The sequence below is a fragment of the Bacillus sp. KH172YL63 genome, from assembly GCF_011398925.1.
Lineage (GTDB): Bacteria > Bacillota > Bacilli > Bacillales > Bacillaceae_B > Rossellomorea.
Window position 1 is genome coordinate 1,282,849 of sequence record NZ_AP022842.1, and the last position, 26,160, is coordinate 1,309,008.

Genomic DNA, 26,160 nt, shown 5'->3' on the forward strand with positions numbered 1-26,160 from the left:
ATAGATGTGGCTTTTGCCTGTTCACCTATCTCCGTAATGTCTGGAACCGGTCCCTTTTGAGGGGCCGGTTTTTTTACTCTCTCCCGTTTGATATGAAAGGGAGGAATGGGAATGTCAATGTTTATGAATGTAAGTAGTACCCATGAAGAAGCAGTAAGGAGCCTAAAAAGACTGCATAAGCGGTTTCCACAGCTTCACTTCAAGGAATTTGATGAAAAGGTCAGGGTGTATACGGCTCACCAGCCCGATATGGACAGGGAGAAGTTGAATCGCTTCATGATCCTGACGGCGGTTGAAAGGATTTCATCTCATGAACCGGACTGGACTTATGCTGCTGCCGATCTCTATTTGAGAAGTCTATACCGGAACATTTCAAAAGCCAGGGGAATAGGAGAAGCTGAGCTCTTCGGTTCATTCTATAGGCATGTGACGTCTGTTACCGAATCAGGGTTATATACGAAAGCCCTCCTTGATACGTACAGCGAAGAAGAAATCAATTATCTCGGCTCCATCATGGAAGCAGGACGGGATGAACTCTTCACATATATAGGGATCATCACCCTTGCAGAAAGGTATTTAACAAAATCACATGAAGGAAAGGTTCTCGAGCTGCCCCAGGAACGATTCATGATCATCTCCATGACACTGTTAAGAAATGAGGCAAGGGACAAGCGAATTCAGTTGATTGAAGAGGCATACTGGGCCCTGTCCAATTTGTATATGACGGTTGCCACCCCGACGTTTGCGAATGCAGGGAAAAGTCACGGTCAATTATCGAGCTGCTTTATCGATACGGTGGCAGATGATCTCAGAAGCATCTATGACAGTAATACCGACGTGTCCACGCTCAGTAAAAACGGTGGCGGACTTGGCATCTATTTAGGCAAAATCCGGAGCAGAGGAAGTGACATCAAAGGGTTCAAAGGTGTGAGTTCCGGTGTGATCCCCTGGATGAAGCAATTGAATAACACGGCGGTGTCCGTCGATCAGTTGGGACAGCGTCAAGGCGCGATTGCCGTATATCTGGATGTGTGGCATAAAGACATCTTTTCATTTCTTGATACCCGGTTAAATAATGGCGACGAAAGACAGCGTACCCATGATCTGTTCACCGGGGTATGTCTACCAGATTTATTCATGGAACAAGTCGAACAGAGAGGTGACTGGTATCTGTTCGATCCCCATGAAGTGAAGTCGGTCATGGGGTATTCCCTGGAAGATTACTATGATGAAGAAAAAGGGAACGGATCATTCAGGGACAAATACTGGGCGTGTGTAGCGCATGCGGGTCTTTCGAAAGAAGCGGTCCCCGCGATCGATATTTTCAAGCGGATCATGATTTCGCAGCTTGAAACAGGCACACCATATATGTTTTACCGTGATACGGTCAATCGCTATAATGCCAATCAGCATAAAGGAATGATCTATTGCAGTAATCTCTGCACTGAAATCACCCAGAATATGAGCCCGACAGTGATGGAAGAAGAAGTGATACAAGACGGAAAAATCGTCACATATAAAAACCCCGGTGATTATGTCGTATGCAATCTTGCTTCCCTTTCATTGGCCAAAACGGTCTTGGATGATGTATTGGAAAGGGTCATCCCGATCGCTGTAAGGCTATTAGATCATGTTATCGATCTTAATGAACTGCCGGTCCTGCAGGCGCACATCACAAACCTTCGTTACAGGGGCATCGGCCTCGGTACATTTGGATGGCATCACCTCCTGGCTAAGAAAGGCTTGAAGTGGGAGGGGGATGAAGCGGTGGCATACTGTGATGATCTTTATGAAGAGATTGCGTATCACACAATCAAATCCAGCCACGAATTAAGTAAAGAAAAAGGGGCTTACCCCTATTTCGTAGGTTCTGACTGGTCAACCGGAGCGTACTTTTCAAAAAGGGGCTATTCCGGGGAGCGTTGGGATCGATTGAGGAAGGATGTTTCCCGGGGCGGGATGCGTAATGGATATGTCATGGCCGTGGCCCCGAACTCATCCACGTCGCTCATTGCCGGCTCTTCTGCAAGCATAGATCCTGTCTTCAGGCTGGAGTATTCTGAGGAAAAGAAAGATTATAGAATTCCAGTGACAGCACCTGATCTATCCCCGGAGACGACCTGGTACTATAAAACGGCCTACCATCTCGATCAACATTGGAGCGTAAAACAGAACGAAAAGAGGCAGCGTCATATCGATCAGGGCATATCGTTTAACCTTTATGTGCGAAATGATATTAAAGCCAAAGAATTATTGAAACTTCATCTTGATGCGTGGAAATCCGGACTGAAGACGACTTATTATGTAAGATCGACGTCTGTATCCGATTTTGAAGAATGTGAAAGCTGTCACAGCTAGAAGGGATGATGGAGAATGAATGAATTGAAGGAACGGGTGCTGATCGATCCGACTGCACCGAATAAATCGACAGGGATCATCAATGGCAAAAGCTCCAATATATTAAACTGGGACGATGTCCGCTTTTCATGGGCGTACCCGAAGTATAAAAGGATGCTCGGAAATTTTTGGACGCCGTTTGAAATCAATATGGCCAAGGATATTAAGCAATTTCCGATGCTTTCCGAAAAAGAGCAGGAATCCTTCTTGAAAATCATCGGACTTCTCGCACTGCTCGATAGTGTACAAACAGATTATGCAGGTAAAGTGGCTGATTATCTGACTGATTCGAGCCTGAACGCGCTCATGATCATACTCGCCCAGCAGGAGGTTGTGCATAACCACTCATACAGCTACGTGCTTTCAAGCATCGTTTCCAAGAAAAAGCAGGATGAAGTGTTTGATTTTTGGAAGAACGATTCTATATTGCAAAAGCGAAATGACTTCATTACCAACGGATACAAGGGATTCGTAGAAGCACCGACAATCGACAATTTCTTGAAATCAATCGTGTACGATGTCATCCTGGAAGGATTGTTCTTTTATTCCGGCTTTGCATTTTTTTATAACCTGGCGAGAAATCAAAAAATGGTCGCAACGAGTACGATGATCAATTATATCAACCGTGATGAACAGTTTCACGTTGGATTATTTGAAAAAATCTTTAAAGAAGTGCTTCATGAAAATCCGTCTTATCATACAGAAGAACTCCTCGGGTTCGGCAGGGATACATTCAAACAGGCTGCCCTTCTTGAAATCGAGTGGGGAAGGGAAATCATCGGTAACGAAATAGAAGGGCTGTTAATGAAGGATCTTGAAGATTATATCAAGTTCATGGCAAATAAACGTGCCAAGCAATTAGGATTTGAGCCGCCGTTTGAAGGGTATAAGAACAATCCCCTCAAATGGATTATTGCCTATCAGGAAGTGGACAGGGGGAAGACAGATTTCTTCGAACAAAAATCCCGCCAGTACACGAAAACATCTGATGCCAATGGTTTCGATGAATTGTAATCATTTTGGCTTGCGTAGCTGGGCATATCGTGACCGCAGAAAGCGCAGTGACGGTGAACATGCCGTTCGCCGATAAATTTCTAATATCGCCGTTATATTCTGGATTTCGCCGATAAAATCAATATTTCGCCGTTAAACCCAGGATTTCGCCGTTAAATCCGGAATATCGCCGATAACACCATTCAGGGAGCTCTCAAGGCCTATCATCCATAAGAAATCCGGGCGTTTCTTCGTATTTCTATCAAGAAATCGGATGCGTTCGGATTTTTTCTTTTAGATATCTATTATAGGAACTATTTTTAACGATGATTGAAGCTCATCTTCAAGACGGATGGCCTAGAACTTAAATCCAACATTTCCAGCATCTAATAAAATACCAGGGTTAGAAAAAAGCCCACTATTAATAAGAGAGTTCCCCCCCATAAATCCACTACAAAAAAACATCCACAGGTTTAACGATCCATCTCCCGGGAATATACATACTAGAATAAAAAACAAATCAAGAAAGGGAGATTCAGACATGGCAAATCATTCGACAGAAGCAAAGATGGATTCGAAAGTCGACAGTGCGTTGAGCAATATGTCACAGGACAAGAAAGAGGATATTCTCTCTAACTTTGATCATTTCAAACAATACTTAGGTGATAAAGTGTCATTGGCTGATAAGCTCGGGATGAATGAAGAGATGCAGGCAAAAGCAGCCCAGAAGGTCGGGGACTATCTTGCAGCACATGAAGAACCAAAGAACAGGGAAGAAAAACTGCTGTATGAATTATGGAAAGCAGGTAATAAAGAGGAACAGCATATGCTGTCTCATATGCTGGTGAAATTAGTGCACTCAGAATCCTGATCAAATAGGGCACCGGATCTTCCGGTGCCCTTTCACATGTTACATATGTATTTCCGGTTCTACCATGACTTCCACATTCCCTTTCAGGGCTCGGGTGATCATACATGATTGTTCCGCTTTCATGATCAGTTTCTTTGTGAGTGCAATGTCTTTTTCTGTAGCGGACGGACTTAGAGTCAGTACCGGGCGGTGAATGATTTCTTTATAGGTGATGACGCCTTTACTGACCTCGACGATTCCTTCGGATGTCATGGTCAAATCCTTTTTCTCGATGGAACTGCGTTCGAGCATGGCTGCAAGGGTGATGATATAACATGTAGAGGCGGCTCCGAGCAGCATTTCATCAGGATTTGTGCCGGTCCCCGGTCCGTCCATTTCAGGGGGGATTGAAATCTCAGTATGGAAATTCTCTGAGCTCAGCGTTCCTACATCATTTCTCAGTCCCGGCCAATCTGTCGATATGTGAAACGAGTGTCTAGCCATAGTGGTAAACCTCCTAGAATGGGTGGTAAGCCCATTGTATACATTGATACATAGGATGGTAAAGAAAAAAGACTCTACAAAGTAGAGCCTTTCGGAATCGCATGTATTATGCTTTTGATACGTTAGCAGCCTGGTCGCCACGGTTTCCTTGAACGATTTCAAAAGTAACCTTTTGACCTTCTTCTAAAGTTTTGAATCCTTCGCCTTGAATAGCTGAGAAGTGTACGAACACGTCGTCTCCACCTTCGCGCTCGATGAATCCGAAACCTTTTTCTGCGTTAAACCATTTAACTGTACCTTCTAACATAATGTTACCTCCTCGTGTGTTCTCCACACAAATGTATTACTATTCTTGCTCATGTAACTTCAAGGCGAAAAGCTTTAAAAACTTTGTCTATCCTTCCATTCCGAACAAAAATAATTCTCTTACATAATATCAGGTAAAATCAGAAATGGCAACCCTTACGAAGGCAGCATAGGCCATTATGCGGGAAAATTCTTTCTATTCTGCCAATCCGTCAATTATAATGTGGTTCGCACCTGCCACAGTTCAGGGAAGAACCTGTGATCCAATACTTTCTTTAAATAACCGACACCGCTTGAACCGCCTGTTCCCATTTTATGCCCGATGATCCGTTCTACAGTTTTCATATGTCTGAAGCGCCATTGCTGCAGCCAGTCCTCAATATCGATTAATTTTTCCGCTAATTCGTAAAGATCCCAGTATGTTTCAGGACTTCGATACACAGTCATCCAAGCTTCAAGTACAGACTGATTTTCTGTATAGGGCTCACTGACATCACGGTTGAGGACTTCTTCATCAATGGCAAGACCGGCTTGATGAAGGGATAAAATCGACACATCATATATGGAAGGGGCTTTGTAAGCAGCGTTCAATTGCTGTGACAAATCTGGATCTTTCTTATAAATATCCAGGACGTGCTTTGTTTTATAGCCCAATGCAAATTCAATCATCCTGTACTGGTACGATTGGAAACCGGAAGCTTGACCGAGACTGTCCCTGAACTGGACATATTCTGATGGTGTGAGAGTTGACAGGACGTCCCATGCGTGGATGATCTGTGATTGTATTTTCGAGATCCGGGCAAGCATCTTAAATGCCTGAGAAAGCTCGCCTTTTTGAATGGATGCAATTCCTGCCTGAAGTTCGTGCAGAATCAATTTCATCCAAAGTTCGCTCACTTGATGGATGATGATGAACAGCATTTCATCATGATGTCCTGATAACCGTTTTTGGCTGTCGAGCAGAGTATCCAGCCCAAGGTATTCACCATAAGTCATCCGGTTGATGAAATCTGTATAGACGTGTTCATTCCCCATCTCTTCATGTTTTTTGACCATTTCATTTCTCCCTTTCTTTCGTCTGATAAACAGCGTTGTATAAAATATCCCCAGTTATTCATTTCTTTATGAGAACGGGAATTTCCTTCATTTACTTTCAATACGGTTTTGGGACTATAGATTTAGAATGTCATCATTTGTTTGTGTTAATATTTAGAAAAAAGTTGAGGTGGAGAATGTGGATGGAACGTATCTTACTTCAGGTTTGTTTTTAAGAAAAATGATGGATAGTGATTGGAAGGATATTCATGAATATGCGTCTTTGGAACGTGTGTCCCGCTATCAATGCTGGGGACCGAATACAGAACAAGACACGATTGAGTACGTTCAGGGAGTGTTGGACGATGAAAAAGTCAACCCGCAAACAAGGTTCGTATCGGTGCTTGTCGAGGCATTGACGGGCAGGGTGATTGGAGCGGGAGAAATCACCATAAAGAGTAGAGTGAATGCATGTGGTGAAATCGGTTATATTCTCCATCCTGATTATTGGGGAAAGGGAATAGGTACACTTTTAGGTTCTGCACTGATCGAGAGGGGCTTCGGACACAACAACCTCCACAGGATAGAGGCAACATGCGATCCGTGGAATCAGGGTTCGAAAGGCGTGTTGCGAAACATAGGCATGACCTTGGAGGGGCAGATCCGACATCATCTCAGGATCGATGATGGGTGGAGGGATTCACTGGTTTATGCCATATTTGAGTATGAATGGGAAGGGACAAGTAAAGCCAAGCCATTATAATGAAATTCGGCAACATCAACGGGTCCCTTTTTCCTAATAGTGGATTGATTGGTGCCGGATAGGGGAAAGTAATAACAATGAATTCTATACAGGAGTATATTTCCATGAATTTAATCCATCATATCAAGGTTGTGGCCGGTCGTTTTTTCGGTGAGAGATTTTATGATCAGGCTGCACAACTGGCTTATTATTTACTATTATCCATTTTCCCTTTTTTACTTTTCGTCACTTCCCTGATCAGCTATTTGCCGATTTCGGAAACCAATGTCCTGCTTTTGATCAAACCGTTTGCTCCGGATAAATCTTATGCGATCATCCAAAACAATATTGAACGGATCCTCTATGATCAGAGAGGGGACGTGTTGTCCCTTTCGATCTTCTTTACTTTGTGGCTTGCGTCGATGGCTGTTCAGTCAATGGTGCGCTCATTGAACCTGGCATATAAAATCGAACGGAAGAAGCCTTTCTTAATTGCACTGCTTTATGATTTATTATTGACCGTCGGTTTCATGATCCTGATTTCATTTTCCCTTATCGTGCCTGTCGTGGAAGAGTATATCCGACATGCCAGATTTACAGAGGGGAAAATAAATGGTGACTGGTCGCAGGCGTGGGTCCTTGGCAAATGGGGACTGAGTTCGATTTTCATGTTCGCACTGTTTGTTTTTCTTTACATGGTCGTTCCTAGCAAGCGAATATCATTCCGCCATGTTATTCCTGGTGCCCTTCTGGCAGCCTTTGGATGGCAGGGAGTCTCATGGTTATACGGGACATATGTTAAAATCAACGACTACTCCCAGTTCTATGGTCAGCTTGGAAGTGTCATCACGTTGGTGGTCTGGTTTTACATATCTTCCACCATCCTGCTGATCGGGGGATTGTTAAATGGAAGCATCGCAGGGGAAGCGAAAAAGAAGGGATAGGAGGCATGACGCTGTTCCGCAGACGAAAGAAATCCGAACACCATTCGAAATTCTTTGATGAAATTCGAATGGAGTTCGGATTTTCTTTGAATATAATACTTCCTTGCTTCACGACTGATTTTCTTCCTGCATCATGGCAACGAGCTTTTTGGAAATGGCGAGGAGAACAAATCCAAGGATGATGGCAGCAGCCCCGATGACGGCGAAGATCTCCAGATAACCGAGTGTTGCTGTGAGTGAGGCGAGCTGACCGGCAAGTAAACTCGCGACGCCGATTGCTGCCATCCACACACCCATCAGGAGGGAGGCAATCTTCACGGGTGCCACTTTACTGACGAGAGACAATCCGACCGGTGACAGAAAGAGTTCTCCCAATGTATGAAGAAGATAGGTGAAAATGATGAACAAGAGATTGGCTTTTACGGTTATATTCTGTTCATCAGAACCAGTCTGCATGACTGCCGGTATGAGTACCATGAAGCCGAGGCCGAGAAGGATCATTCCGATGCCCATTTTCGTCGTCATGTTCAAGTCCCCGCTCTTTGATTTTGAAAGACGCAGCCAGATATTTGAAAGAATCGGTGCGAGGATGACAATGAACAATGGATTGACAGATTGAAACCAGGCGACGGGGATGGTATATCCAAATACATCCCGATCGATGAAATTCTTCGTGTACAGTGTGAACGAGCTTCCGGCCTGTTCAAATCCCGCCCAGAAAAATACGACAAAGCAGGCGAGGATCAAGATGGCGGTTGTACGCTGTTTTTCCTTTCGGGTAAGGGGGACGTCGCGGTTCTCGTTTGCTTCTTCTGCCAACAGGCGATTAGGTTTTAATCCAACGGTCCCCAGATATTTACGATTCATTGTACTGAAAATGATCTGCCCGGTGATCATCCCGATGGAAGAAGCAAGGAATGCCCACTTGAACCCGTAATGCATCGTTCCGTCATTCATTGTGGTGAGAAACAGGTCTTCAGCGAGGAAGCCTGCGACAAGCGGTGCGAATAGTGCACCGAGGTTGATGCCCATATAGAAAATCGTAAAAGCTGCGTCCTTCCGTTTATCATTCCGGGGATAAAGCTCCCCTACGAGAGTCGATATATTCGGTTTGAAAAAACCATTTCCGAGAACGAGGAGTGCAAGCCCCGTGTAAAGGCCAGCCTGTGAATGGGTAAGGAATATTGTGAAATCCCCACAGGCCATCGTGATACCACCAATGGTAATTGCACGCCTTAAGCCGATGAAGCGATCGGTCATCCATCCTCCGAAGATAGGTGTGAAATACACACTTCCTGTATAAATTCCGTAGATGGACAGAGCTTCTGCAGGCTCCACACCGAGTCCTCCACTCACATAAGCAGTCGTCAGATATAAGACGAGCAGTGCACGCATGCCGTAATAGCTGTACCGTTCCCAAAGCTCGGTGAAAAATAACAGATACAGTCCTTTAGGGTGTTTTTTTCCCTGGGGTAAGCTTTCTAAATGTGAGTTCACTCTATCACTCCTGATCTATTCTTTGTGCAGTTTCTTTCCAAATCCTTTCATAGTATTCCCGTTCTTTACATAGGCATGTACAAAAAGGGTGGTGAATACCTTGTTCAAAGGATGTATATATTGCGGCCACAACTCACTGGAAGAATGTGAGTTGTATATTGGAGAGGGGCATGGTGGTGAAATCGGAAAGTCTGAGGATATGGTGGGTGGGAATGTCGCTTATTACTCGTGTGAGAGGTGCGGGTACCTTCACCCATTCCTGAAGGAAAAGCGGAAAAAATTCGAAAGGGAGAGTGCAAAGAAAGCGAAACACCTGCGATTGAATATACGATGAACAGAATTTGTCGTCATGTGTTCCATGACGTTATAATGATTGAAGGGAGGGATTGAAATGAATACATATCCAGATACGTCGAAAACACTTCAATTAATCAAGGAGCTTGTGGAAATACCAAGCCCTTCAGGGAATACCAATAAAATCATGGGCTTTGTTGAAGAATATCTTTCTGATTTGAACATTGAGATGAAGAGAAACCGGAAAGGTGCCCTGATCGTCACGCTTCCGGGGGAAGATACAAGCAGGCACAGGATGCTGACTGCCCATGTGGATGCCTTAGGCGCCATGGTCAAGGAAATTAAGGGAGATGGACGGCTTCGCCTCTCGATGATCGGCGGATTCAGATGGAATGCAGTGGAAGGGGAGTATTGCCGGATTGAAACCTCTTCAGGGAAAACATACAGTGGCACCATTCTGATGCATCAGACGAGTGTTCATGTGTACAAAAATGCCGGAGAAGCGAAAAGGGATGAAACCAACATAGAAGTCCGGATAGATGAAAGAGTCACGAATGCCAAAGAAGTAAGGGAACTCGGCATCGAGGTGGGAGACTTTGTTTCTTTTGACCCCCGTGCTGAAATTACAGCAAGCGGATTTATCAAGTCAAGACATTTAGATGATAAAGCAAGTGTCGGCATGCTGCTGCAATTGATTCGACACATCAAGGAAGAAGGGATCACCCTTCCATATACAACTCATTTCCTTATTTCTAATAATGAAGAAATAGGGTATGGCGGGAACTCGAATATTCCGGAGGAGACGATCGAATACCTTGCTGTCGATATGGGAGCGATCGGCGATGGGCAAACAACCGATGAGTATACCGTGTCGATCTGCGCGAAGGATTCAAGCGGCCCTTATCATTACGGTTTGCGCAAACATTTAGTTTCCCTTGCCGACGAAAATGGAATCGATTATAAAGTCGACATTTATCCGTACTACGGATCTGATGCTTCTGCTGCGATCCGGGCAGGATTTGATATCGTCCACGGGTTGATCGGGGCCGGGATCGATGCCTCACATGCATACGAGCGTACCCATGAATCGTCCATCCTTCATACAGAGAAGTTACTATGGCACTATGTAAGATCTAAAATGGTTGTGGAATAATCGAACATCCTTCCTCCATCCACTCAGGTGGGTGGGGGATTTTTTGTGAGGTCGGGGTAGAGGCACCCCCTCAGAGCCGGGGACGTTTAGAGAAAAGAGATGCAGGGTAATGCTACACGTGGGTGAGAAAAGTTTGTTTTGATTTTAGGAGGTATTTCTCTTATCAAAGTGATGATGATAAGATAAAATAAAGACACTAAAAAGTTAAATGAGGTAAGAGAATGAATACATACAATCTGTTAGAGAGCTTAAAGTTAAAAACCATCTACGGTGATCTGCCTTCAGAAATAACAGGCATCCATGTGGACTCAAGAAAAGTGGAGAATGGACATATGTTTGTATGCACGAAGGGATATACCGTGGACGGTCATGATTTTGCTGCAGCGGCTGTTGAAAAAGGAGCCAGGTTAATTGTAGCGGAAAAGCAGCTGGACATCGATTTAAGCAAAGCGGCTTTGGTCGTAGTGAAGGATTCATTCAAGGCGCTGGCCCAGTTATCCAATAAATTCTATCAATATCCTTCCCAAAAGTTGACCGTTTTCGGCGTGACCGGTACAAATGGGAAGACAACGGTAAGCAACCTCATCCATGCCATCCTTAAAAGCGACAATCAGCGTTCAGCCCTGTCAGGAACGATCGGCTTTAATTTGGACGGGGAGCTTTTGCCAAGTGAAAACACAACTTGTGATAACCTGACCAATCAACAGATGCTTCAAAGTGCGTTGGACCGGGGAATCGATCATTTTACCCTCGAAGTATCCTCCCACGGGCTTGCACTTGGAAGATTGTGGGGGATTGACTTTGATGTAGTGGCGTTCACCAACCTTAGTCACGATCATCTGGACTATCACGGTACGATGGAACATTACGGCTATGCCAAAGGATTGCTCTTCTCCCAGCTCGGGCAGGATCTTCAAAACCCAAAATTCGCGGTGTTGAACGCGGATGATGAATGGTATGATCGGTACAGCAGTATGACAGCCCACGAAGTGATCAGCTATGGCCTGGACGCGCATGCAGATTTCAAAGCGGAAAATATCCAATACTTCAATGATTCAACATCGTTCACCTTGCTTTCACCTGAAGGAAGCTATCCCGTTGAAATGAAGCTGCTTGGAAAATTCAACGTATACAATGTCCTGACAGCGATGGCCTGCTTGTATGCGAAAGGAATGAAGGTGTCCCGCCTCGTGGAGATTGTGAAGGAACTGCCTCCTGTAAACGGACGTATGGAAAAGGTTGATCTGGACGCGCCCCTTTCGGTTTATATCGATTATGCACATACACCTGATGCAATCGAAAATGCGATCCAATCCGTCCTTCCGTTCAAAGAGAATAAAATCATCTTCCTGGTCGGTACAGGCGGAAACCGGGACAAAACAAAACGCCCGACGATGGCTGAAAAAGCGTCTCTTGCAGATTATGTCATCCTCACGACCGACGATCCGAGATATGAAGAATATGACAGCATCCTGAAAGACCTTGAAAAAGGGATGCAGCATGATCAATATGCGTTGATCGGTGACCGTGAGGAAGCGGTCAAGCACGCTGTCGAGGTAAGTGAACCGGGGGATATCATTATCTTTGCAGGAAAAGGACATGAAGATTATCAAATCATCGAAAACACAAAATACCCTCACAGCGATAAAGAAATCTGTATTGAAGAAAGTAAGTTAAAGTACCGAAAATGATTGGTACCATATAAGTAAAAAAGCCATCACCCTGAACCATTTGAAAAGGTGATGGCTTTTTTACTATTAGATTTGGATAAAAAAAAGAGAAGGATTAAACCTCCTCTTTTTTGATCGAGCTTAGATGAACATACCTGCAATAGCGGCACTCAGTAAAGATGCAAGCGCTCCCGCAATTACTGCTCTCAAGCCCAGGCGTGCGATATCACTTCTGCGGTCTGGAGCAAGATTACCCAGTCCTCCAAGTAAAATACCTAAAGAAGAAAGGTTCGCAAACCCACATAGTGCAAATGAAATGATCGCTGTTGCTTTTTCAGACATGTTGCCGATCTCAGGGGCAAATGCAGAATATGCAACGAATTCATTGATAACAAGCTTTTGTCCGATGAAGTTACCAGCTGTGATGGCTTCGCTCCAAGGAACACCGATGGCGAAAGCAAGTGGTGCAAATGCATAGCCAAGCAGAAGTTCAAGAGACAGTCCGTCGAATCCGAATACTCCGCCGACAAGACCAAGCAGTCCATTGATCATCGCAACAAGGGCGATGAAGGCAAGTAGCATGGCACCGATGTTCAATGCCAATTGTAAACCGACGCTGGCACCGTTGGCAGCTGCGTCAATCACGTTTGCAGATTCCGAATCCGCTTCCATTTCAAACGCTTCTGGTTCTGGAGAATCATCTGTTTCAGGTACGAATAACTTTGCCATGACAAGACCGGCAGGAGCAGCCATGAAACTTGCTGCCAATAAGTATTCCAGTGGAACACCTAAAAGTGAATATCCAACAAGGACAGATCCGGCAACTGATGCCAATCCACCTGTCATGACTGCGAATAATTCCGACTCAGTCATCTTGGATAGGTATGGACGTACAACTAATGGAGCTTCTGTCTGACCAACAAAGATATTTGCGGCAGCTGACATTGATTCTGCTTTTCTTGTTCCAAGGAGTTTAGATAATCCACCGCCCAGGATTTTGATGAAGAATTGCATGATCTTCAGATAGTAAAGAACAGAAATCAACGCGGAGAAGAAAATGACAACAGGAAGAACATTGAAAGCAAAAATGAATGCGATGTTGGACTCAGCAGTGTAAAGTCCGCCAAATAGGAAGGAAATCCCTTCATTTGAGTAGTTAATGACTGCATTGATGACTTCGGTCAATCCTTTAAGTGCGCTTTGTCCCCAAGATGTTTTTAATACTAGGAAAGCGAAAAAGATCTGTATGGCAAGTCCACCTAGGACTGTTCTGAAATTAACTCGCTTCTTGTTCTTGGAAAATGCAAACGCAATTCCCATAACGACAATGATACCAATAATACCCCATAAATATTGCACTTCTTTCACCTCTTCGATAAGTATGTTTGAAAACTTGTTGCTTACGTGAATTTATTTTACAATGCTTTCAGACGTCTGACAACCTACAATTAAGGATTTTGTCGAAATTTGTACGGAAGCCTTCGTCAATAGTATGCGCAAATACAGCGTTTTCATGAAAGGGGATACAAAAATGAAGATCAGAAAAAATTTTTTGGAAGGCATGGAACAAAAAGTATATATCCATGAAAACAAGAAAGAAGCCTTCATATTAATCTCAATACCGTCGATTGAATGGTCATATTCATTCACATATGAAGAAGAAGAAATCGAGAAGAAATTATGTCATTCATTAAACGGAAAGCTGTCAGAAGAAGAGGCAAGTACAATAAGTGCAAGAATCATCCAGTGGACAAGGGAAATGTAACATTGTGTGAAAGGACCGGGCGCCTTAGGGGAGATGGATTCTTTGTTGCATTGTAACTTTAGAACGAATATGATGAGAAAGTGAGAATGACGAGAAAGGATTTTTATGAATGAAAATAGACTTTATACAGGAAGTTAAATCGAGACGGACTTTCGCCATCATTTCCCATCCAGATGCCGGGAAAACAACACTTACTGAGCAATTGCTCCTGTTTGGCGGGGCGATTCGAGCAGCGGGCACAGTAAAAGGTAAGAAAACAGGGAAGTTTGCTACATCAGACTGGATGGAAATTGAGAAACAAAGAGGAATCTCAGTCACATCTTCCGTCATGGCTTTTGATTATAATGATTTCAGGGTGAATATTCTGGATACCCCAGGGCACCAGGATTTCTCTGAAGACACATACAGAACGTTGATGGCAGTTGACAGTGCGGTCATGATCATCGACTCAGCCAAGGGGATCGAAGCCCAGACGTTGAAACTATTCAAAGTATGCCGCATGAGAGGGATTCCGATCTTCACCTTCATCAATAAGCTTGATCGACAGGGCCGTGAGCCGCTTGAATTATTAGAAGAGCTTGAAGAAGTATTGGGGATCCAGTCTTATCCGATGAACTGGCCGATCGGGATGGGGAAAGAATTCCTCGGAATTTATGACCGATTCCATAAGCGTATTGAACAGTTCAGGGTAGAAGATGATGAACGTTTCATTAACTTGAATGATGAAGGTGAGATTAAAGGGGAACATCCACTGACAGACAGCGGCCTTTATCACCAGGCGTTGGAAGATGTACAGCTGCTGAATGAAGCCGGAAATCCGTTTTCCCGTGAACGGATTGCAAACGGAGAACTTTCACCAGTATTCTTCGGAAGTGCGTTGACGAACTTTGGCGTACAGACGTTCCTTGAAACCTACCTGCAGTTTGCACCATCACCTCAACCGAGAAATTCAGATGCAGGTGAGATCGAACCGACGGCAGAGGAATTCTCCGGATTCGTGTTTAAGATACAGGCCAATATGAACCCGGCCCACCGTGACCGGATTGCATTCGTACGGATTTGCTCCGGTCAATTCGAAAGAGGGATGACAGTCAATCTGTCACGTACAGGTAAGTCCATTAAACTTGCCCAGTCCACTCAATTCCTTGCAGATGACCGAAGCACGGTGAATGAAGCTGTCAGCGGAGATATTATCGGTGTGTATGATACAGGTACGTATCAAATCGGCGATACGCTCGTTCAAGGGAAGAACAGCTTCCAATACGAGAAACTCCCTCAGTTCACCCCTGAGTTATTTGTCCGCGTTACTGCCAAGAACGTGATGAAGCAGAAGCATTTCCAAAAAGGTATCCTTCAACTCGTTCAGGAAGGAGCTATCCAATACTACAAAACGCTCCGAACAGAAGATATTATTTTGGGGGCAGTCGGACAGCTTCAGTTCGAGGTGTTTGAACACAGAATGAAGAATGAATACAATGTTGATGTGAAAATGGAACCGATCGGATCCAAAATTGCACGTTGGATTGAAAACGAAGAAGATGTGAAGGACTCTATGTCAAGCTCCAGAAGCATGCTCGTGAAAGACCGTCATGACAACCTCGTCTTCCTGTTTGAAAATGATTTTGCCATGAGATGGTTCAATGATAAAAATCCAGATATTAAGTTATACAGCTTAATGTAGTTGCTTCAAAAACACCCCTCTTATTATCCGCAGGGGTGTTTTTTGTTTGTCCTGAATGAAAAGATATAGCCAGAGAGATGAAATATATTGTGAATGATGATCATCTTTGAGGTTAAATGGGTTAGTATGGTGGTATAGGTATATCATACCAGTTAAGAAGGGGGCGTTTTGAATGAGTGGAGGATGCATCCATTGTGGAATATCCGCGGAATATATAGAGCGAGGGTATTTTTATTTATACAGTCAAGATCTGAAGGATTTTCCATTAAATAGGAGTTGTGAAGAGACCGGTGATGGGATCTACTACTTTACATATGAGAAACTTGAGGAATTGATAGATGAGTTAATGGTCATGGAAGACAGACTGATAGAAGAGGGCTGGGCGTGCAACATCAGTGCAGAGGCAGAACCTGCTCCCCTCATGCCTGCAGGAAAGTTCCTGAATCTCATGAGATACAGACAGATGGTAGAAACGATTCAGACAGGTGAATTTACAAGTCACCTCCAGCCCATCATCGATTTGAAAGATTCCAGTCTCTTTGGATATGAATCATTATTGAGGGCGGGCAATGGGACACAGAGAATCAATCCTGGAGAATTATTTCAGGCAGCTGCCCTTACCGGCTTTCATTCCATGCTGGATCAAAAGGCGAGGAAATCGGCAATCGAGTCCAGGCAGGGCCAGGTCAAGCCCGGTATCAAAAGCTTCATCAACTTCCTGCCATCGACCATATATAACCCTGAATTTTGTCTGCGCCATACGTTTAAGATTGTGAATGAACTCGGTGTCGCTCCTGAAGATCTTGTATTTGAGGTGGTAGAAACGGAAAAGATAGAGGATGTCGACCATCTCAAGTCAGTCCTTGAAGTGTACAAGAGGGAAGGGATGAAAGTTGCCTTGGATGATGTTGGCTCGGGGTTTGCCACGATTGAAATGCTCACCCTCCTGAAACCTGATTATGTGAAGATTGACCGAGCTTTCGTTTCCCACTGTGATACCGATGAAAAGAACCAGGAATTTCTCAGGCAGGTTATGGAGATTGCAGGTGAGTTAGACATCCAGGTGCTTGCAGAAGGAATCGAGCGGAAGGAGGAACTCTCTTTTTGTAAAGAAATCGGCGTGCATTACGCCCAAGGATATTACATCGGTAAACCTGCCGGTACGGCTACCATGCCCTTTGAAAGTCCTCAGCTCGTGTGAGGATAGACCCATGCCTGATGAAAAACTTGTTGACATTTCTTCCGATGATGATAAGATACTAGTAACAAATACTTTAGTGCATAAAAGCTTAAAAGCGTTTAAGAGAGAAAGTCGTGATTATTCATCAATCAAATACTGAATGTCCTGTTCAACGCAGTAGGGGAAAATGTGACAGCACCCAGAGACTAGACGTAAGCTGAAAGTCTAGGTCCATTTATTTCCGAATTACATTGATCATCATAAGCTGTGCTCATGATAAAGGGACTCATTTATGAAGTGGGGATGAACCTTCCGCCGTCTATTAGACAATGGCCGTTTATCTCAATTAGGGTGGTACCGCGGAGAGCTCTTCGTCCCTATCGGGGATGATGGGTTCTTTTTGTCATTCCTCCACACATACAAGTCAATCAAGAAAAGGAAGTGTCATCATGTTAAATATCAAAAGTGTCCATCAACCTGCCACGGCAGAAGCGGCAGCCGTACTGCTCGCAGTCCTTGGAATCATCAGTTTCACCATCATTTCAGTCGGGGCGGTTCCCCATATACCAATCATTCTTTCCCTGTTTTTCTTGATGGTCTACGGGTTGATCCGAAAAGCCAGATTCAAGGACATTGAACAAGGAATGATTGAAGGGGCACAAGGGGGACTCGGCGCAGTTCTGCTTTTTTTCTTCATCGGTATGCTTGTCAGCAGCTGGTTAATCAGTGGAACCATTCCCACTTTGATGTACTATGGTTTTGAATTTGTGACGCCTCATTACTTTTATGCCATTGCTTTCCTTCTTACCGCTTTGAGCGGTGTGGCAATCGGCAGCTCACTGACAACGGCAGCAACGATCGGTGTGGCATTGATCGGTATCGGTGAAGCGATGGGGTTGTCCATGAGCATCACAGCAGGGGCAATCGTGTCTGGAGCATTCTTTGGAGATAAGATGTCTCCATTATCGGATACAACGAACCTTGCTTCATCGATTGTGAAGGTAGATTTATTTACTCATATCCGCAATATGGCATGGACAACGGTTCCGGCGTTTTTCATTACTTTGATCGTTTTCGGCATCTTGTCGCCGGGAACAGGCGGGGCGGATCTGGTCCAGCTGAAAGATTTACAGGAAGGCTTAACCAAGACCGGCCTTATTCACTGGTATAGTCTGATTCCAGTTTTATTGCTTGTAGGATTGGTTGTATTCAAAACACCTGCACTTTTAACCCTGTCGATTACGATCGCTGTGTCTGTATTGACTTCATTCCTTCATGGCTCCCTGCAGGCGAACGAACTCTTTGGGGTGTTGTTTGGTGGGTATACTTCTGAAACAGGGGTAGAGTCGATTGATTCCCTGTTATCCAGGGGCGGGGTGAATAGTATGATGTTTACTGTTTCCCTCGTCATTCTTTCTCTCAGTCTTGGAGGATTACTGTTTAAACTCGGCATCATCCCTGCACTGCTTTCGAAAGTGGCGGCCGTCATTCAGTCGGGCAGGAGGACAATCCTGTCAACAGCCCTGACGGCAATTGGCATCAACCTGGTGGTGGGTGAACAATATTTATCCATCTTATTGACCGGAGAAGCGTTTCAAAATCAATACAAAAAATTGGGTCTTCATCCGAAGACGCTGTCCCGTACGCTTGAAGACGCAGGGACGGTAGTCAATCCACTGGTTCCATGGAGTGTATGCGGGATCTTCCTCACAGATGTGCTGGGGGTTGCGACACTGGAGTATTTACCATTTGCCGTTTTCTGTCTCATCTCTCCCCTGATCACCATTCTGTACGGATTCACAGGCTGGACGATCGAATCGGAGCATAACAAGACAGATACGGCTCCGAGCCATTCATGAATATGGAAAGGACTGTCCTTTTTGATCATCAGCTTCCATCATGGAAGTGATGCTATTAAAGGACAGTCCTTTTTTGGTGTATCTCACTGTAAGTGTGAAAGTTCTTTCCGAACGTGAAAGTCCCAAGCACGATCATGGACAGATGAAACAGCGGCAGTACAACCAGCATCATGGGCCGGCTTAATATCATTGCACCATGCTGTACCATCAGCGTCTCGATGGCGAGGAGAATGAGGATGGTGAATACTGTGCAGGACCAATCCTTGTTCCGGAAAAAAATCACCAGTGTATAAATATAGGTCGTAAGCCAGATATACAGGGCATTCCCTGCCACCAGATCCCTTGTAGGGTTGGAAAAATAGTTCAGTGGAATGATGTACAGTTCCAGTATCGACGACAGGATCCATGCAAAGGAAAGGGAAACGGTGGAAAGGGCAAAGAAGAGCGTGATGAATTGAATATAATGATTTTTCTGTTCGTGTAATTGTGTCCACCAGCTTTTGGCCATTATGACCGCAACGACAAGGAAAAAGCCTGTATAATATGATTGCCACCAATGGTGTTCATACAAGTCCGTATGAAGGAACCATGTTTCAATCAAAAAGAATCCGGCGATAATGAGCAGGATTTTGGTGGTTTTCAATCGATACACCACAATATACGTAATGGCGATCGGGACGGAGAAAGCTTGAGAACTGATCGACCCCAGTACGCTGTCATTATATTTGTCGGATAAAATATGGGGGTGATATGAATAACTATTGTATAGAACAAAAATGACATATTCGAATACATAGGCAAGACCTGAAATGAACAGCCAAAACAGGATGATATGAGCGGCGATATGCCGGTTTTTCATGACGATGAAAACGAGTAAACATATGCTGATAAGACTGAGGGAAACAAATGGGACCCAGTTCGCCATTATGATGCTCCTTACATTCCGTTATATAAATAGTGTGTACAGAATGAATGGAATTATTTATTTATAAGAAACTACCCACCCAAAACGCTTTAATATTGAAGGATCTTCCTGAAGAGACTATAGTTAACAATAAGTGATTGTCCGAATAAAAAAAGAAAGGGGTAACACCTCATTGAAGATCAGTGATTTTTCCATAAGGAGACCTGTGTTCACCATTGTAACCATGCTTCTCATCCTTATTCTTGGAGGAGTGTCCCTTCTCCGGATTCCGTTAAAGCTCATCCCGGATCTGAACCCGCCTGTCGGGGTCGTCGTGACGAATTACCCGGGGGCCGGTCCGCAGGAAGTGGTTGAAAAAGTAACCAAACCGCTGGAAGAAAGTTTATCTACGCTTCCTGGTATGAAAAACATCCAATCGACCTCACGGGAGGGCTCAAACTTTATCCTCCTCGAATTTTCATGGACAACTTCCATTGATGATATCGAAAATGACGTGCTGCAAAGGATCGATCAAACCCCAATCCCTGATGGGGCAGACAATCCGAGGTTCCTGAAATTTGACCCTGCCCAGTTTCCGATCATTCAATTTTCACTGAGGGAAAATGGGGAAGAGTCTAACCTGAAAACCTTGTCCGAGAGCTTGAAGCTGGAGCTTACAAGAGTAGAAGGTGTAGCGAACGTGAATGTGTCAGGTTCGTTGAAAGATGAAGTGGTCATTGAATTAAATCAGCAAAAGCTGAAGGAACATGGCTTAAGCCAAAAGCAAGTAGTTCAAATGATCCGGGCCAATAATATCACGGCGCCAGGAGATACAATCAATACTGATGGACAAACCCTTACGACCCGTGTGCTCAGTGAACTTCAATCGGTGGATGAAATGAAGGCATTGGTCCTCCGGGTCAATCCGAAAACCGGCAAGAAAATCACTCTTTCAGAAGTGGCTACAGTGGAGAAAAGGCTGCAGGATACAAATACCATCACCCGGGCAAACCAAGAACCTGCCATCCTCTTCAGCGTACTGCAGCAATCCGATGCCAACACTGCATCTGTATCAAAAGCATTTCAAAAAGAGCTGACACGCCTTCTTGAACAGGATCAATATCAATCAGTTCAAGCGGATATTCTTTTTGATCAGGGTGATTACATCACCCAGGCGATTGGAAACATTGCCAATTCATTATTGATTGGCGGGGCTTTTGCCATGCTCGTTCTTTTCTTATTCTTAAAGAATGTCAAGAGTCCGCTGATTATCGGCGTAGCAATTCCATACTCTGTGATCGTCACATTCGTACTGATGTTCTTTGCAGATTTTGCCCTAAACATCATGACCCTGGGGGCCCTTGCACTTGGGATCGGGATGCTTGTGGATAATGCGATTGTGGTTATCGAAAATATTTACCGTCATCTCTCACTTGGGAAAAATCCAAGGGAAGCGGCAAGCATCGGTGCCCGTGAAGTCGGCGGAGCGATTACTGCCTCGACGTTGACGACCGTAGCAGTATTTCTTCCGATTGTCTTTATCACAGGTCTCTTGGGGGAAATCTTCACAGAATTCGCTTTGACGATTTCATTCAGCTTATTGGCCTCCCTGGTGGTGGCGCTGACAGTCATCCCGATGCTTGCGAGCAGATTACTAAAGAAGCCGAAAGGAAATCTGGAAGCGAAGAAAAGACGGTCCAAGACCCGGAATACCTTTTCCCGTTCGGTCAAATGGGCCCTTCGTCACAGATTCATCGTTCTCGGTATCACCGCTCTTGCTTTAGTTGCAGGGGGATTAGGTCTCACAACGGTAGGGACTCAATTTTTACCTCCTACCGATGAAGGATTTTTCAATATGAGGGTCGAATTAGAAAACGGAGCCTCTGTCGACGAAACCAATAAGGTGGTCGAAGCCATCGAAGAAAGGTTAGACAAGGAAAGTGAAGTCGATATATTCGTCAGCTTGATCGGATCCACCCAGGAAGAATCGTTCCGGGGAGGATCAAAAGCGAATATTGCTGAAGTCTATGTAAAGATGAAACCGATAAAGGATAGAGACCGGTCTATCTTCGCTTTTGCCGATGATGTGAAGCCTGAAATCGAAAAAGCGGCCAGAAATGTGAACAAGTCAGCGGAGATTTCCTTCAACCTCCAATCTACGTCAGGATCGAGCCCTCAGACATTGACGTTTAATTTAAGGGATACCGATTCAAATCGGTTGGAGGGATCAGTGGATCGTTTGCTTTCTTCTCTGAAAACAATGGAAAATGTTTCAGAGGTGACCACCGACCAAATGGAGACTGTGAAAGAAGTCCAGATGACGGTGAACCGGGAGAAAGCAATGGAACAGGGGCTTGCTCCCGCTGAAATCGGCACACTCATACAGGATGTAACACGGGGGGTGCTGACGACACAGATGGTGACCGAATCCTCCGATGTGATGAATGTTCTTGTACAGTATGACCGGAATATCACAGAAAACCTTGATTCATTGAAGAATCTACTCATCCAGAATGGTCAGGGAAAGTACATCAAGTTAAATTCAGTTGTGGATTTTGCGATTGAGGATGGCCCCGTGAGGATCCAGAGAATCGATCAGCAGCATGCAGTTCAGTTTACGCTACAGTATGCTGCTTCAACCAACCTTGGTGCCATATCAAAAGCGGTTGATGAAGAAATCGAATCATTGGACCTTCCGGATGAAACGCTCATTTCATTCAGCGGGGACAGAGAACTGCTTGAAGATTCCATCGATGATATGGCACTTGCCCTTGGTCTTGCCATCGTCCTTGTCTACATGGTCATGGCCGCACAGTTCGAGTCGTTTAAATATCCGTTCGTTATCATGTTCACCGTTCCACTCATGGTGATTGGTGTCGCGATTGCCCTTGCTGTCACTGGGACGCCTATCAGTATTTCGGCGGTCATTGGTGTCATTGTACTGGCGGGGATTGTTGTCAATAATGCCATCGTCATCGTCGATTATATCAATCAGCGCAAGCAGACAGGCATCAGCTCTTTTGACAGTATTGTAGAAGCAGTTCAAGACAGGGCGAGGCCGATATTCATGACGGCATTGACGACGATTCTCGGTCTGTTGCCCCTCGCCCTTGGTCTTGGAGAAGGGACGGAAATCAATCAGCCGATGGGCATTGCCGTCATCGGCGGGTTGGTGAGCAGCACGCTGCTGACCCTTTACGTCATTCCTGTTGTATACAGCTTCTTTGATCGAGAAACGAGAAGAATGAAAAGAAAAGTATAAAAAGAAATTTCATCCATCACGAGTCAACCGACAAGCCCGGCAGTCCTTTATGGAACTGTACGGGAAGAAGGTTGACTCTTTTTTTGACCGAATCCAATTCCGTAAGGCAGGGGGAGTATGAAGTATGGGTAAAGGGATCTATTTCATTACCGGGTTCCCGGGATTTTTAAGTTTTAATGTCATTGAAGAACTATTGAAGCAGGAAAGAGCTTCAAAAATTTATCTGCTCCATGTTCCGGCCATGGCAGCCAAAGCAAAAGAGGCGGTCGGGAGGCTTATGGGAAGATCAGAAACCGACATCGCCCTTGTGGAAGGGGACATTACAGAACAGCATCTGGGACTGTCTGAAGAAGTTCTCCGCGACATTCGGAATTCTGTGGATTATGTGTGGCATCTGGCGGCCATTTATGATTTAGCGGTCCCTGAGAAGAAAGCATATAAAGTGAATGTAGAAGGGACCCGTCATGTAAATGATTTCTGTGCCTCGCTCCGTGGGTTGAAGCGGTACGTCTACTTTTCCACTGCTTTTATAGCTGGGGAGAGGAAAGGCGTGTTGAGGGAGGGAGAGCTCCTGAAGCCAAATAGATTTCATAATTTCTATGAACAGACAAAGTATGAAGCGGAAGTACTTGTTGAAAATATGAAAGATACATTACCTGTCACCATCATACGTCCCGGCATTGTCAAAGGTAATTCAGCGACCGGTGAAACGGTGAAATTTGACGGTCCATATTTCATCATGAATATGTTCATGAGATTGTCCTTCCTTCCATGGATCCCGTTCCTTGGCGGAGGGGAATCAGTGATCAATATTGTGCCTGTGGAATATGTCGTGAGGGCGTCCGTCTATTTGGGCCACAGAGAGGGCGGTGAAGGAAAGACCTATCATCTTACCGACCCTGAACCTATCACAGTGAAGGAAGTGTATGAACAGATATTATGGCATATGTTGAAAAAGAAACCGAAAGGAAACATCCCCCTCCCCCTTTCTCATTGGGCATTGGGCTTCAGGCCGGTGCGCCGTTATCTGAGAGTGGAAAAAGAAGCGCTGGATTATTTCTCGATGAAAAGCTCATTTGATTGCAGTCAAGCCCAGCGGGATCTTCAAGGGACAGATATCCGCTGTCCATCCCTGTCAAGTCAGGTTGAAAAAATGGTGGCCTTCTATCTTGAGCATTCCTCAAATGAAGAATTACATGTGAAGATCGATTAAACCTTAGAAGGAAGGCAATATACAAACTTCGTAATATTTGGGAGAGATATGGTAAAAATAAAGTGAGAAGCATCAATAGGAGGAATCTCAAGATGTCATTTTCCCTTTATCCTTACCAACAGAATCACTTCAATAACCATGTTCATCCTTTTCGGATCCTAGCCCATTTTTATCGAGATCAGTTCACGGGGGGCACATGAAATCGTCGATATCAAAGTTAGAAGGAATACTATGGAGTATCGCCCTCCCAGGTTTTCCTCAGTTATTGGTTGGTTTGTGGTTCAAGGGAACATTATTTGTCCTTCTTGAGGTCATCATTAACGTTCAAAGCAACTTCAATCTTGGCATCATGTACAGTTTCTTGGGTGAAACACACAAAGCGGCATCGGTGATCGATTATCAATGGCTGATGTTCTATCCGTGTTTATATATGTTTGCCATGTGGGATGCATATAAAATTGCCGGAACAAATGAAAGGTACAGTTATTTGCCTTTTGTGCTGTCCGCTTACACAGTGACGGTTGGATTGATGTATTCCCCTAAAGTGTATATCTTTGGGAAGTTCATTGGACCTATTTTCCTGCCCATCTTATTCGTCATTCCAGGTGTGGCGGCCGGTCTTTTGATCCGCTCGCTCCTCATCCGTCTGAAATGAGAACTTATTTCTTTACGAAGAAACAATTATAAGATAGAATGAATCTATACAATTGAACGTTTTCTACCTGTCAAAGGGGAGTAGCTATAGGTTCATTACCTAAACAAAGTCGTCAATTCATGGTCTATGCCATCGGCTTTGTTGGCATATCACTATGCTAAGCAAGACCTTTGCCTTATTTAGGCAAGGGTCTTTTTATTTTATAAAAATCCTTGCCTAATGGAAAACTAATGATGTAAATTGGGAGGGACTAAAAAGATATGGATGCTTCAATGTTATTGGAATATGGATGGGTGCTTCTTATATTGGTGGGCCTTGAAGGAATATTAGCTGCAGACAATGCTGTTGTCATGGCTGTCATGGTAAAACATTTGCCTGTGGAACAAAGGAAGAAAGCATTATTTTATGGCCTATTAGGGGCATTTGTGTTTAGATTCGCTGCTCTCTTTCTCATTTCATTCCTCGTCAATGTATGGCAGGTCCAAGCTGTGGGAGCGTTATATTTATTCTATGTAGCAATACATCATTTCGTAAAGAAAAGAAAAGGCACAGACACAATGGAATCAGATGCGGCGAAAGGATCCGGGTTCTGGACGACTGTCCTCAAAGTTGAGCTCGCTGATATTGCATTTGCGGTTGATTCTATGTTGGCAGCAGTTGCACTGGCCGTAACTCTTCAGCCAACTGGATGGTTTGAGGTTGGGGGGATTGACGGTGGTCAGTTTATCGTTATGTTCCTCGGAGGAGTCATTGGGCTGGTGATTATGAGATTTGCCGCTACCTGGTTTGTGAAACTGCTCGAAAGGTATCCTACTTTAGAATCCGCTGCGTTCTTGATTGTCGGCTGGGTCGGTGTGAAACTGGCTGTATTCACCCTTGCTCATCCCGATGTGGCAATCCTTGATCATCACTTCCCTGAATCAAAAGGATGGAAGCTTATATTCTGGAGTGTTTTGATTTTGTTATCAGTCGGCGGATACTTGCTTTCAAGAAGAAGAGCGAAGCAAGCAGAATCTTAATTGAATATTATTAAAAGCTGATGTGAACCTTGCATCAGCTTTTTATTTGTTTCCCGGACCTCAGTGAAGAAGCTGTTTCAGCTGTTGCTGCAAGCGGTGTCTTCCAATATGTCACATCGGTTCATCATCATTGTGTTGGTCAATCTGAAAATTTTTATTAAAAGAAACCCCCTCAAAAAAAGATTCTGTAACGTAACTCCTTTAGTAAGGCGATCGATCGACCAAATTAACGATTAA

The 26,160-nt window shown here is 44.4% G+C and carries 21 protein-coding genes and 1 riboswitch; of the genes, 15 read left to right on the forward strand and 6 right to left on the reverse strand.

What is annotated here, in order from left to right; all coding sequences use genetic code 11:
- The first annotated feature begins 117 nt into the window (after positions 1 to 117).
- From KH172YL63_RS06415 to KH172YL63_RS06425, 3 genes are all read left to right on the forward strand, one after another.
- Positions 118 to 2,358, forward strand: coding sequence for a ribonucleoside-diphosphate reductase subunit alpha (locus tag KH172YL63_RS06415; protein ID WP_173108076.1), 2,241 nt, complete (start codon positions 118 to 120; stop codon positions 2,356 to 2,358).
- A gap of 15 nt (positions 2,359 to 2,373) precedes the next feature.
- Entirely contained in the window at positions 2,374 to 3,411 is a 1,038-nt protein-coding gene (locus KH172YL63_RS06420) for a ribonucleotide-diphosphate reductase subunit beta (RefSeq protein WP_173105325.1), read from the forward strand.
- 520 nt (positions 3,412 to 3,931) lie between these two features.
- The gene (locus KH172YL63_RS06425) at positions 3,932 to 4,261 is read left to right on the forward strand and encodes a DUF3243 domain-containing protein (protein WP_173105326.1); all 330 of its coding nucleotides are present in this window, start codon (positions 3,932 to 3,934) and stop codon (positions 4,259 to 4,261) included.
- 39 nt (positions 4,262 to 4,300) lie between these two features.
- On the opposite strand, the gene KH172YL63_RS06430 is transcribed toward KH172YL63_RS06425, so the two are convergent.
- From KH172YL63_RS06430 to kynA, 3 genes are all read right to left on the reverse strand, one after another.
- Positions 4,301 to 4,744, reverse strand: a complete 444-nt coding sequence (locus tag KH172YL63_RS06430; RefSeq protein ID WP_173105327.1) for an SACOL1771 family peroxiredoxin — start codon at positions 4,742 to 4,744, stop codon at positions 4,301 to 4,303.
- A gap of 106 nt (positions 4,745 to 4,850) precedes the next feature.
- A complete protein-coding gene (locus KH172YL63_RS06435; RefSeq protein ID WP_173105328.1) occupies positions 4,851 to 5,051 on the reverse strand; it encodes a cold-shock protein in 201 nt (66 codons plus the stop codon).
- A gap of 215 nt (positions 5,052 to 5,266) precedes the next feature.
- Complete coding sequence (gene kynA / locus KH172YL63_RS06440) at positions 5,267 to 6,106, reverse strand: tryptophan 2,3-dioxygenase (RefSeq protein WP_173105329.1); 840 nt, start codon at positions 6,104 to 6,106, stop codon at positions 5,267 to 5,269.
- Between the two features lie 178 nt (positions 6,107 to 6,284).
- Here kynA and KH172YL63_RS06445 point away from each other — a divergent pair, with 178 nt between their 5' ends.
- Together KH172YL63_RS06445 and KH172YL63_RS06450 are read left to right on the forward strand one after the other, a co-directional pair.
- Entirely contained in the window at positions 6,285 to 6,848 is a 564-nt protein-coding gene (locus tag KH172YL63_RS06445) for a GNAT family N-acetyltransferase (RefSeq protein WP_232066137.1), read from the forward strand.
- A 104-nt stretch (positions 6,849 to 6,952) separates the two neighbouring features.
- Positions 6,953 to 7,771 carry a YihY/virulence factor BrkB family protein gene (locus KH172YL63_RS06450; protein ID WP_173105330.1) on the forward strand — a complete coding sequence of 273 codons (819 nt, stop codon included), beginning with the start codon at positions 6,953 to 6,955 and terminating at the stop codon, positions 7,769 to 7,771.
- A gap of 108 nt (positions 7,772 to 7,879) precedes the next feature.
- On the opposite strand, the gene KH172YL63_RS06455 is transcribed toward KH172YL63_RS06450, so the two are convergent.
- Positions 7,880 to 9,268 carry a peptide MFS transporter gene (locus KH172YL63_RS06455; RefSeq protein ID WP_173105331.1) on the reverse strand — a complete coding sequence of 463 codons (1,389 nt, stop codon included), beginning with the start codon at positions 9,266 to 9,268 and terminating at the stop codon, positions 7,880 to 7,882.
- Positions 9,269 to 9,659: 391 nt separating this feature from the next.
- Between KH172YL63_RS06455 and KH172YL63_RS06460 the strand changes: the two genes are divergently transcribed.
- On the forward strand, positions 9,660 to 10,715 hold the full coding sequence (locus tag KH172YL63_RS06460) for a M42 family metallopeptidase (RefSeq protein ID WP_173105332.1): 1,056 nt from the start codon (positions 9,660 to 9,662) through the stop codon (positions 10,713 to 10,715).
- Positions 10,716 to 10,936: 221 nt separating this feature from the next.
- The gene (locus KH172YL63_RS06465) at positions 10,937 to 12,406 is read left to right on the forward strand and encodes a UDP-N-acetylmuramoyl-L-alanyl-D-glutamate--2,6-diaminopimelate ligase (RefSeq protein WP_173105333.1); all 1,470 of its coding nucleotides are present in this window, start codon (positions 10,937 to 10,939) and stop codon (positions 12,404 to 12,406) included.
- Between the two features lie 120 nt (positions 12,407 to 12,526).
- On the opposite strand, the gene KH172YL63_RS06470 is transcribed toward KH172YL63_RS06465, so the two are convergent.
- Entirely contained in the window at positions 12,527 to 13,744 is a 1,218-nt protein-coding gene (locus tag KH172YL63_RS06470; protein ID WP_173105334.1) for a NupC/NupG family nucleoside CNT transporter, read from the reverse strand.
- 172 nt (positions 13,745 to 13,916) lie between these two features.
- Between KH172YL63_RS06470 and KH172YL63_RS06475 the strand changes: the two genes are divergently transcribed.
- From KH172YL63_RS06475 to nhaC, 4 genes are all read left to right on the forward strand, one after another.
- Positions 13,917 to 14,150, forward strand: coding sequence for a YueH family protein (locus KH172YL63_RS06475; RefSeq protein ID WP_173105335.1), 234 nt, complete (start codon positions 13,917 to 13,919; stop codon positions 14,148 to 14,150).
- 109 nt (positions 14,151 to 14,259) lie between these two features.
- Positions 14,260 to 15,831 (forward strand): peptide chain release factor 3, encoded by a 1,572-nt coding sequence (locus KH172YL63_RS06480; protein WP_173105336.1) that lies wholly within the window; start codon positions 14,260 to 14,262, stop codon positions 15,829 to 15,831.
- 172 nt (positions 15,832 to 16,003) lie between these two features.
- On the forward strand, positions 16,004 to 17,032 hold the full coding sequence (locus tag KH172YL63_RS06485; RefSeq protein ID WP_173105337.1) for an EAL domain-containing protein: 1,029 nt from the start codon (positions 16,004 to 16,006) through the stop codon (positions 17,030 to 17,032).
- A 428-nt stretch (positions 17,033 to 17,460) separates the two neighbouring features.
- Positions 17,461 to 18,870 (forward strand): Na+/H+ antiporter NhaC, encoded by a 1,410-nt coding sequence (gene nhaC / locus KH172YL63_RS06490; protein ID WP_173105338.1) that lies wholly within the window; start codon positions 17,461 to 17,463, stop codon positions 18,868 to 18,870.
- A 55-nt stretch (positions 18,871 to 18,925) separates the two neighbouring features.
- Here nhaC and KH172YL63_RS06495 read toward each other — a convergent pair whose 3' ends face one another.
- Positions 18,926 to 19,795 carry a hypothetical protein gene (locus tag KH172YL63_RS06495; RefSeq protein WP_173105339.1) on the reverse strand — a complete coding sequence of 290 codons (870 nt, stop codon included), beginning with the start codon at positions 19,793 to 19,795 and terminating at the stop codon, positions 18,926 to 18,928.
- Between the two features lie 172 nt (positions 19,796 to 19,967).
- Between KH172YL63_RS06495 and KH172YL63_RS06500 the strand changes: the two genes are divergently transcribed.
- The 4 genes from KH172YL63_RS06500 (at position 19,968) to KH172YL63_RS06515 (ending at position 25,923) form a co-directional block, all read left to right on the forward strand.
- A complete protein-coding gene (locus KH172YL63_RS06500) occupies positions 19,968 to 23,036 on the forward strand; it encodes an efflux RND transporter permease subunit (protein ID WP_173105340.1) in 3,069 nt (1,022 codons plus the stop codon).
- A gap of 124 nt (positions 23,037 to 23,160) precedes the next feature.
- The gene (locus KH172YL63_RS06505; protein ID WP_173105341.1) at positions 23,161 to 24,249 is read left to right on the forward strand and encodes an SDR family oxidoreductase; all 1,089 of its coding nucleotides are present in this window, start codon (positions 23,161 to 23,163) and stop codon (positions 24,247 to 24,249) included.
- Positions 24,250 to 24,445: 196 nt separating this feature from the next.
- Positions 24,446 to 24,904 carry a hypothetical protein gene (locus tag KH172YL63_RS06510; protein WP_173105342.1) on the forward strand — a complete coding sequence of 153 codons (459 nt, stop codon included), beginning with the start codon at positions 24,446 to 24,448 and terminating at the stop codon, positions 24,902 to 24,904.
- Between the two features lie 63 nt (positions 24,905 to 24,967).
- Positions 24,968 to 25,063: riboswitch (yybP-ykoY riboswitch) on the forward strand.
- Positions 25,064 to 25,164: 101 nt separating this feature from the next.
- Positions 25,165 to 25,923 carry a TerC family protein gene (locus tag KH172YL63_RS06515; protein ID WP_173105343.1) on the forward strand — a complete coding sequence of 253 codons (759 nt, stop codon included), beginning with the start codon at positions 25,165 to 25,167 and terminating at the stop codon, positions 25,921 to 25,923.
- Positions 25,924 to 26,160 lie beyond the last annotated feature (237 nt).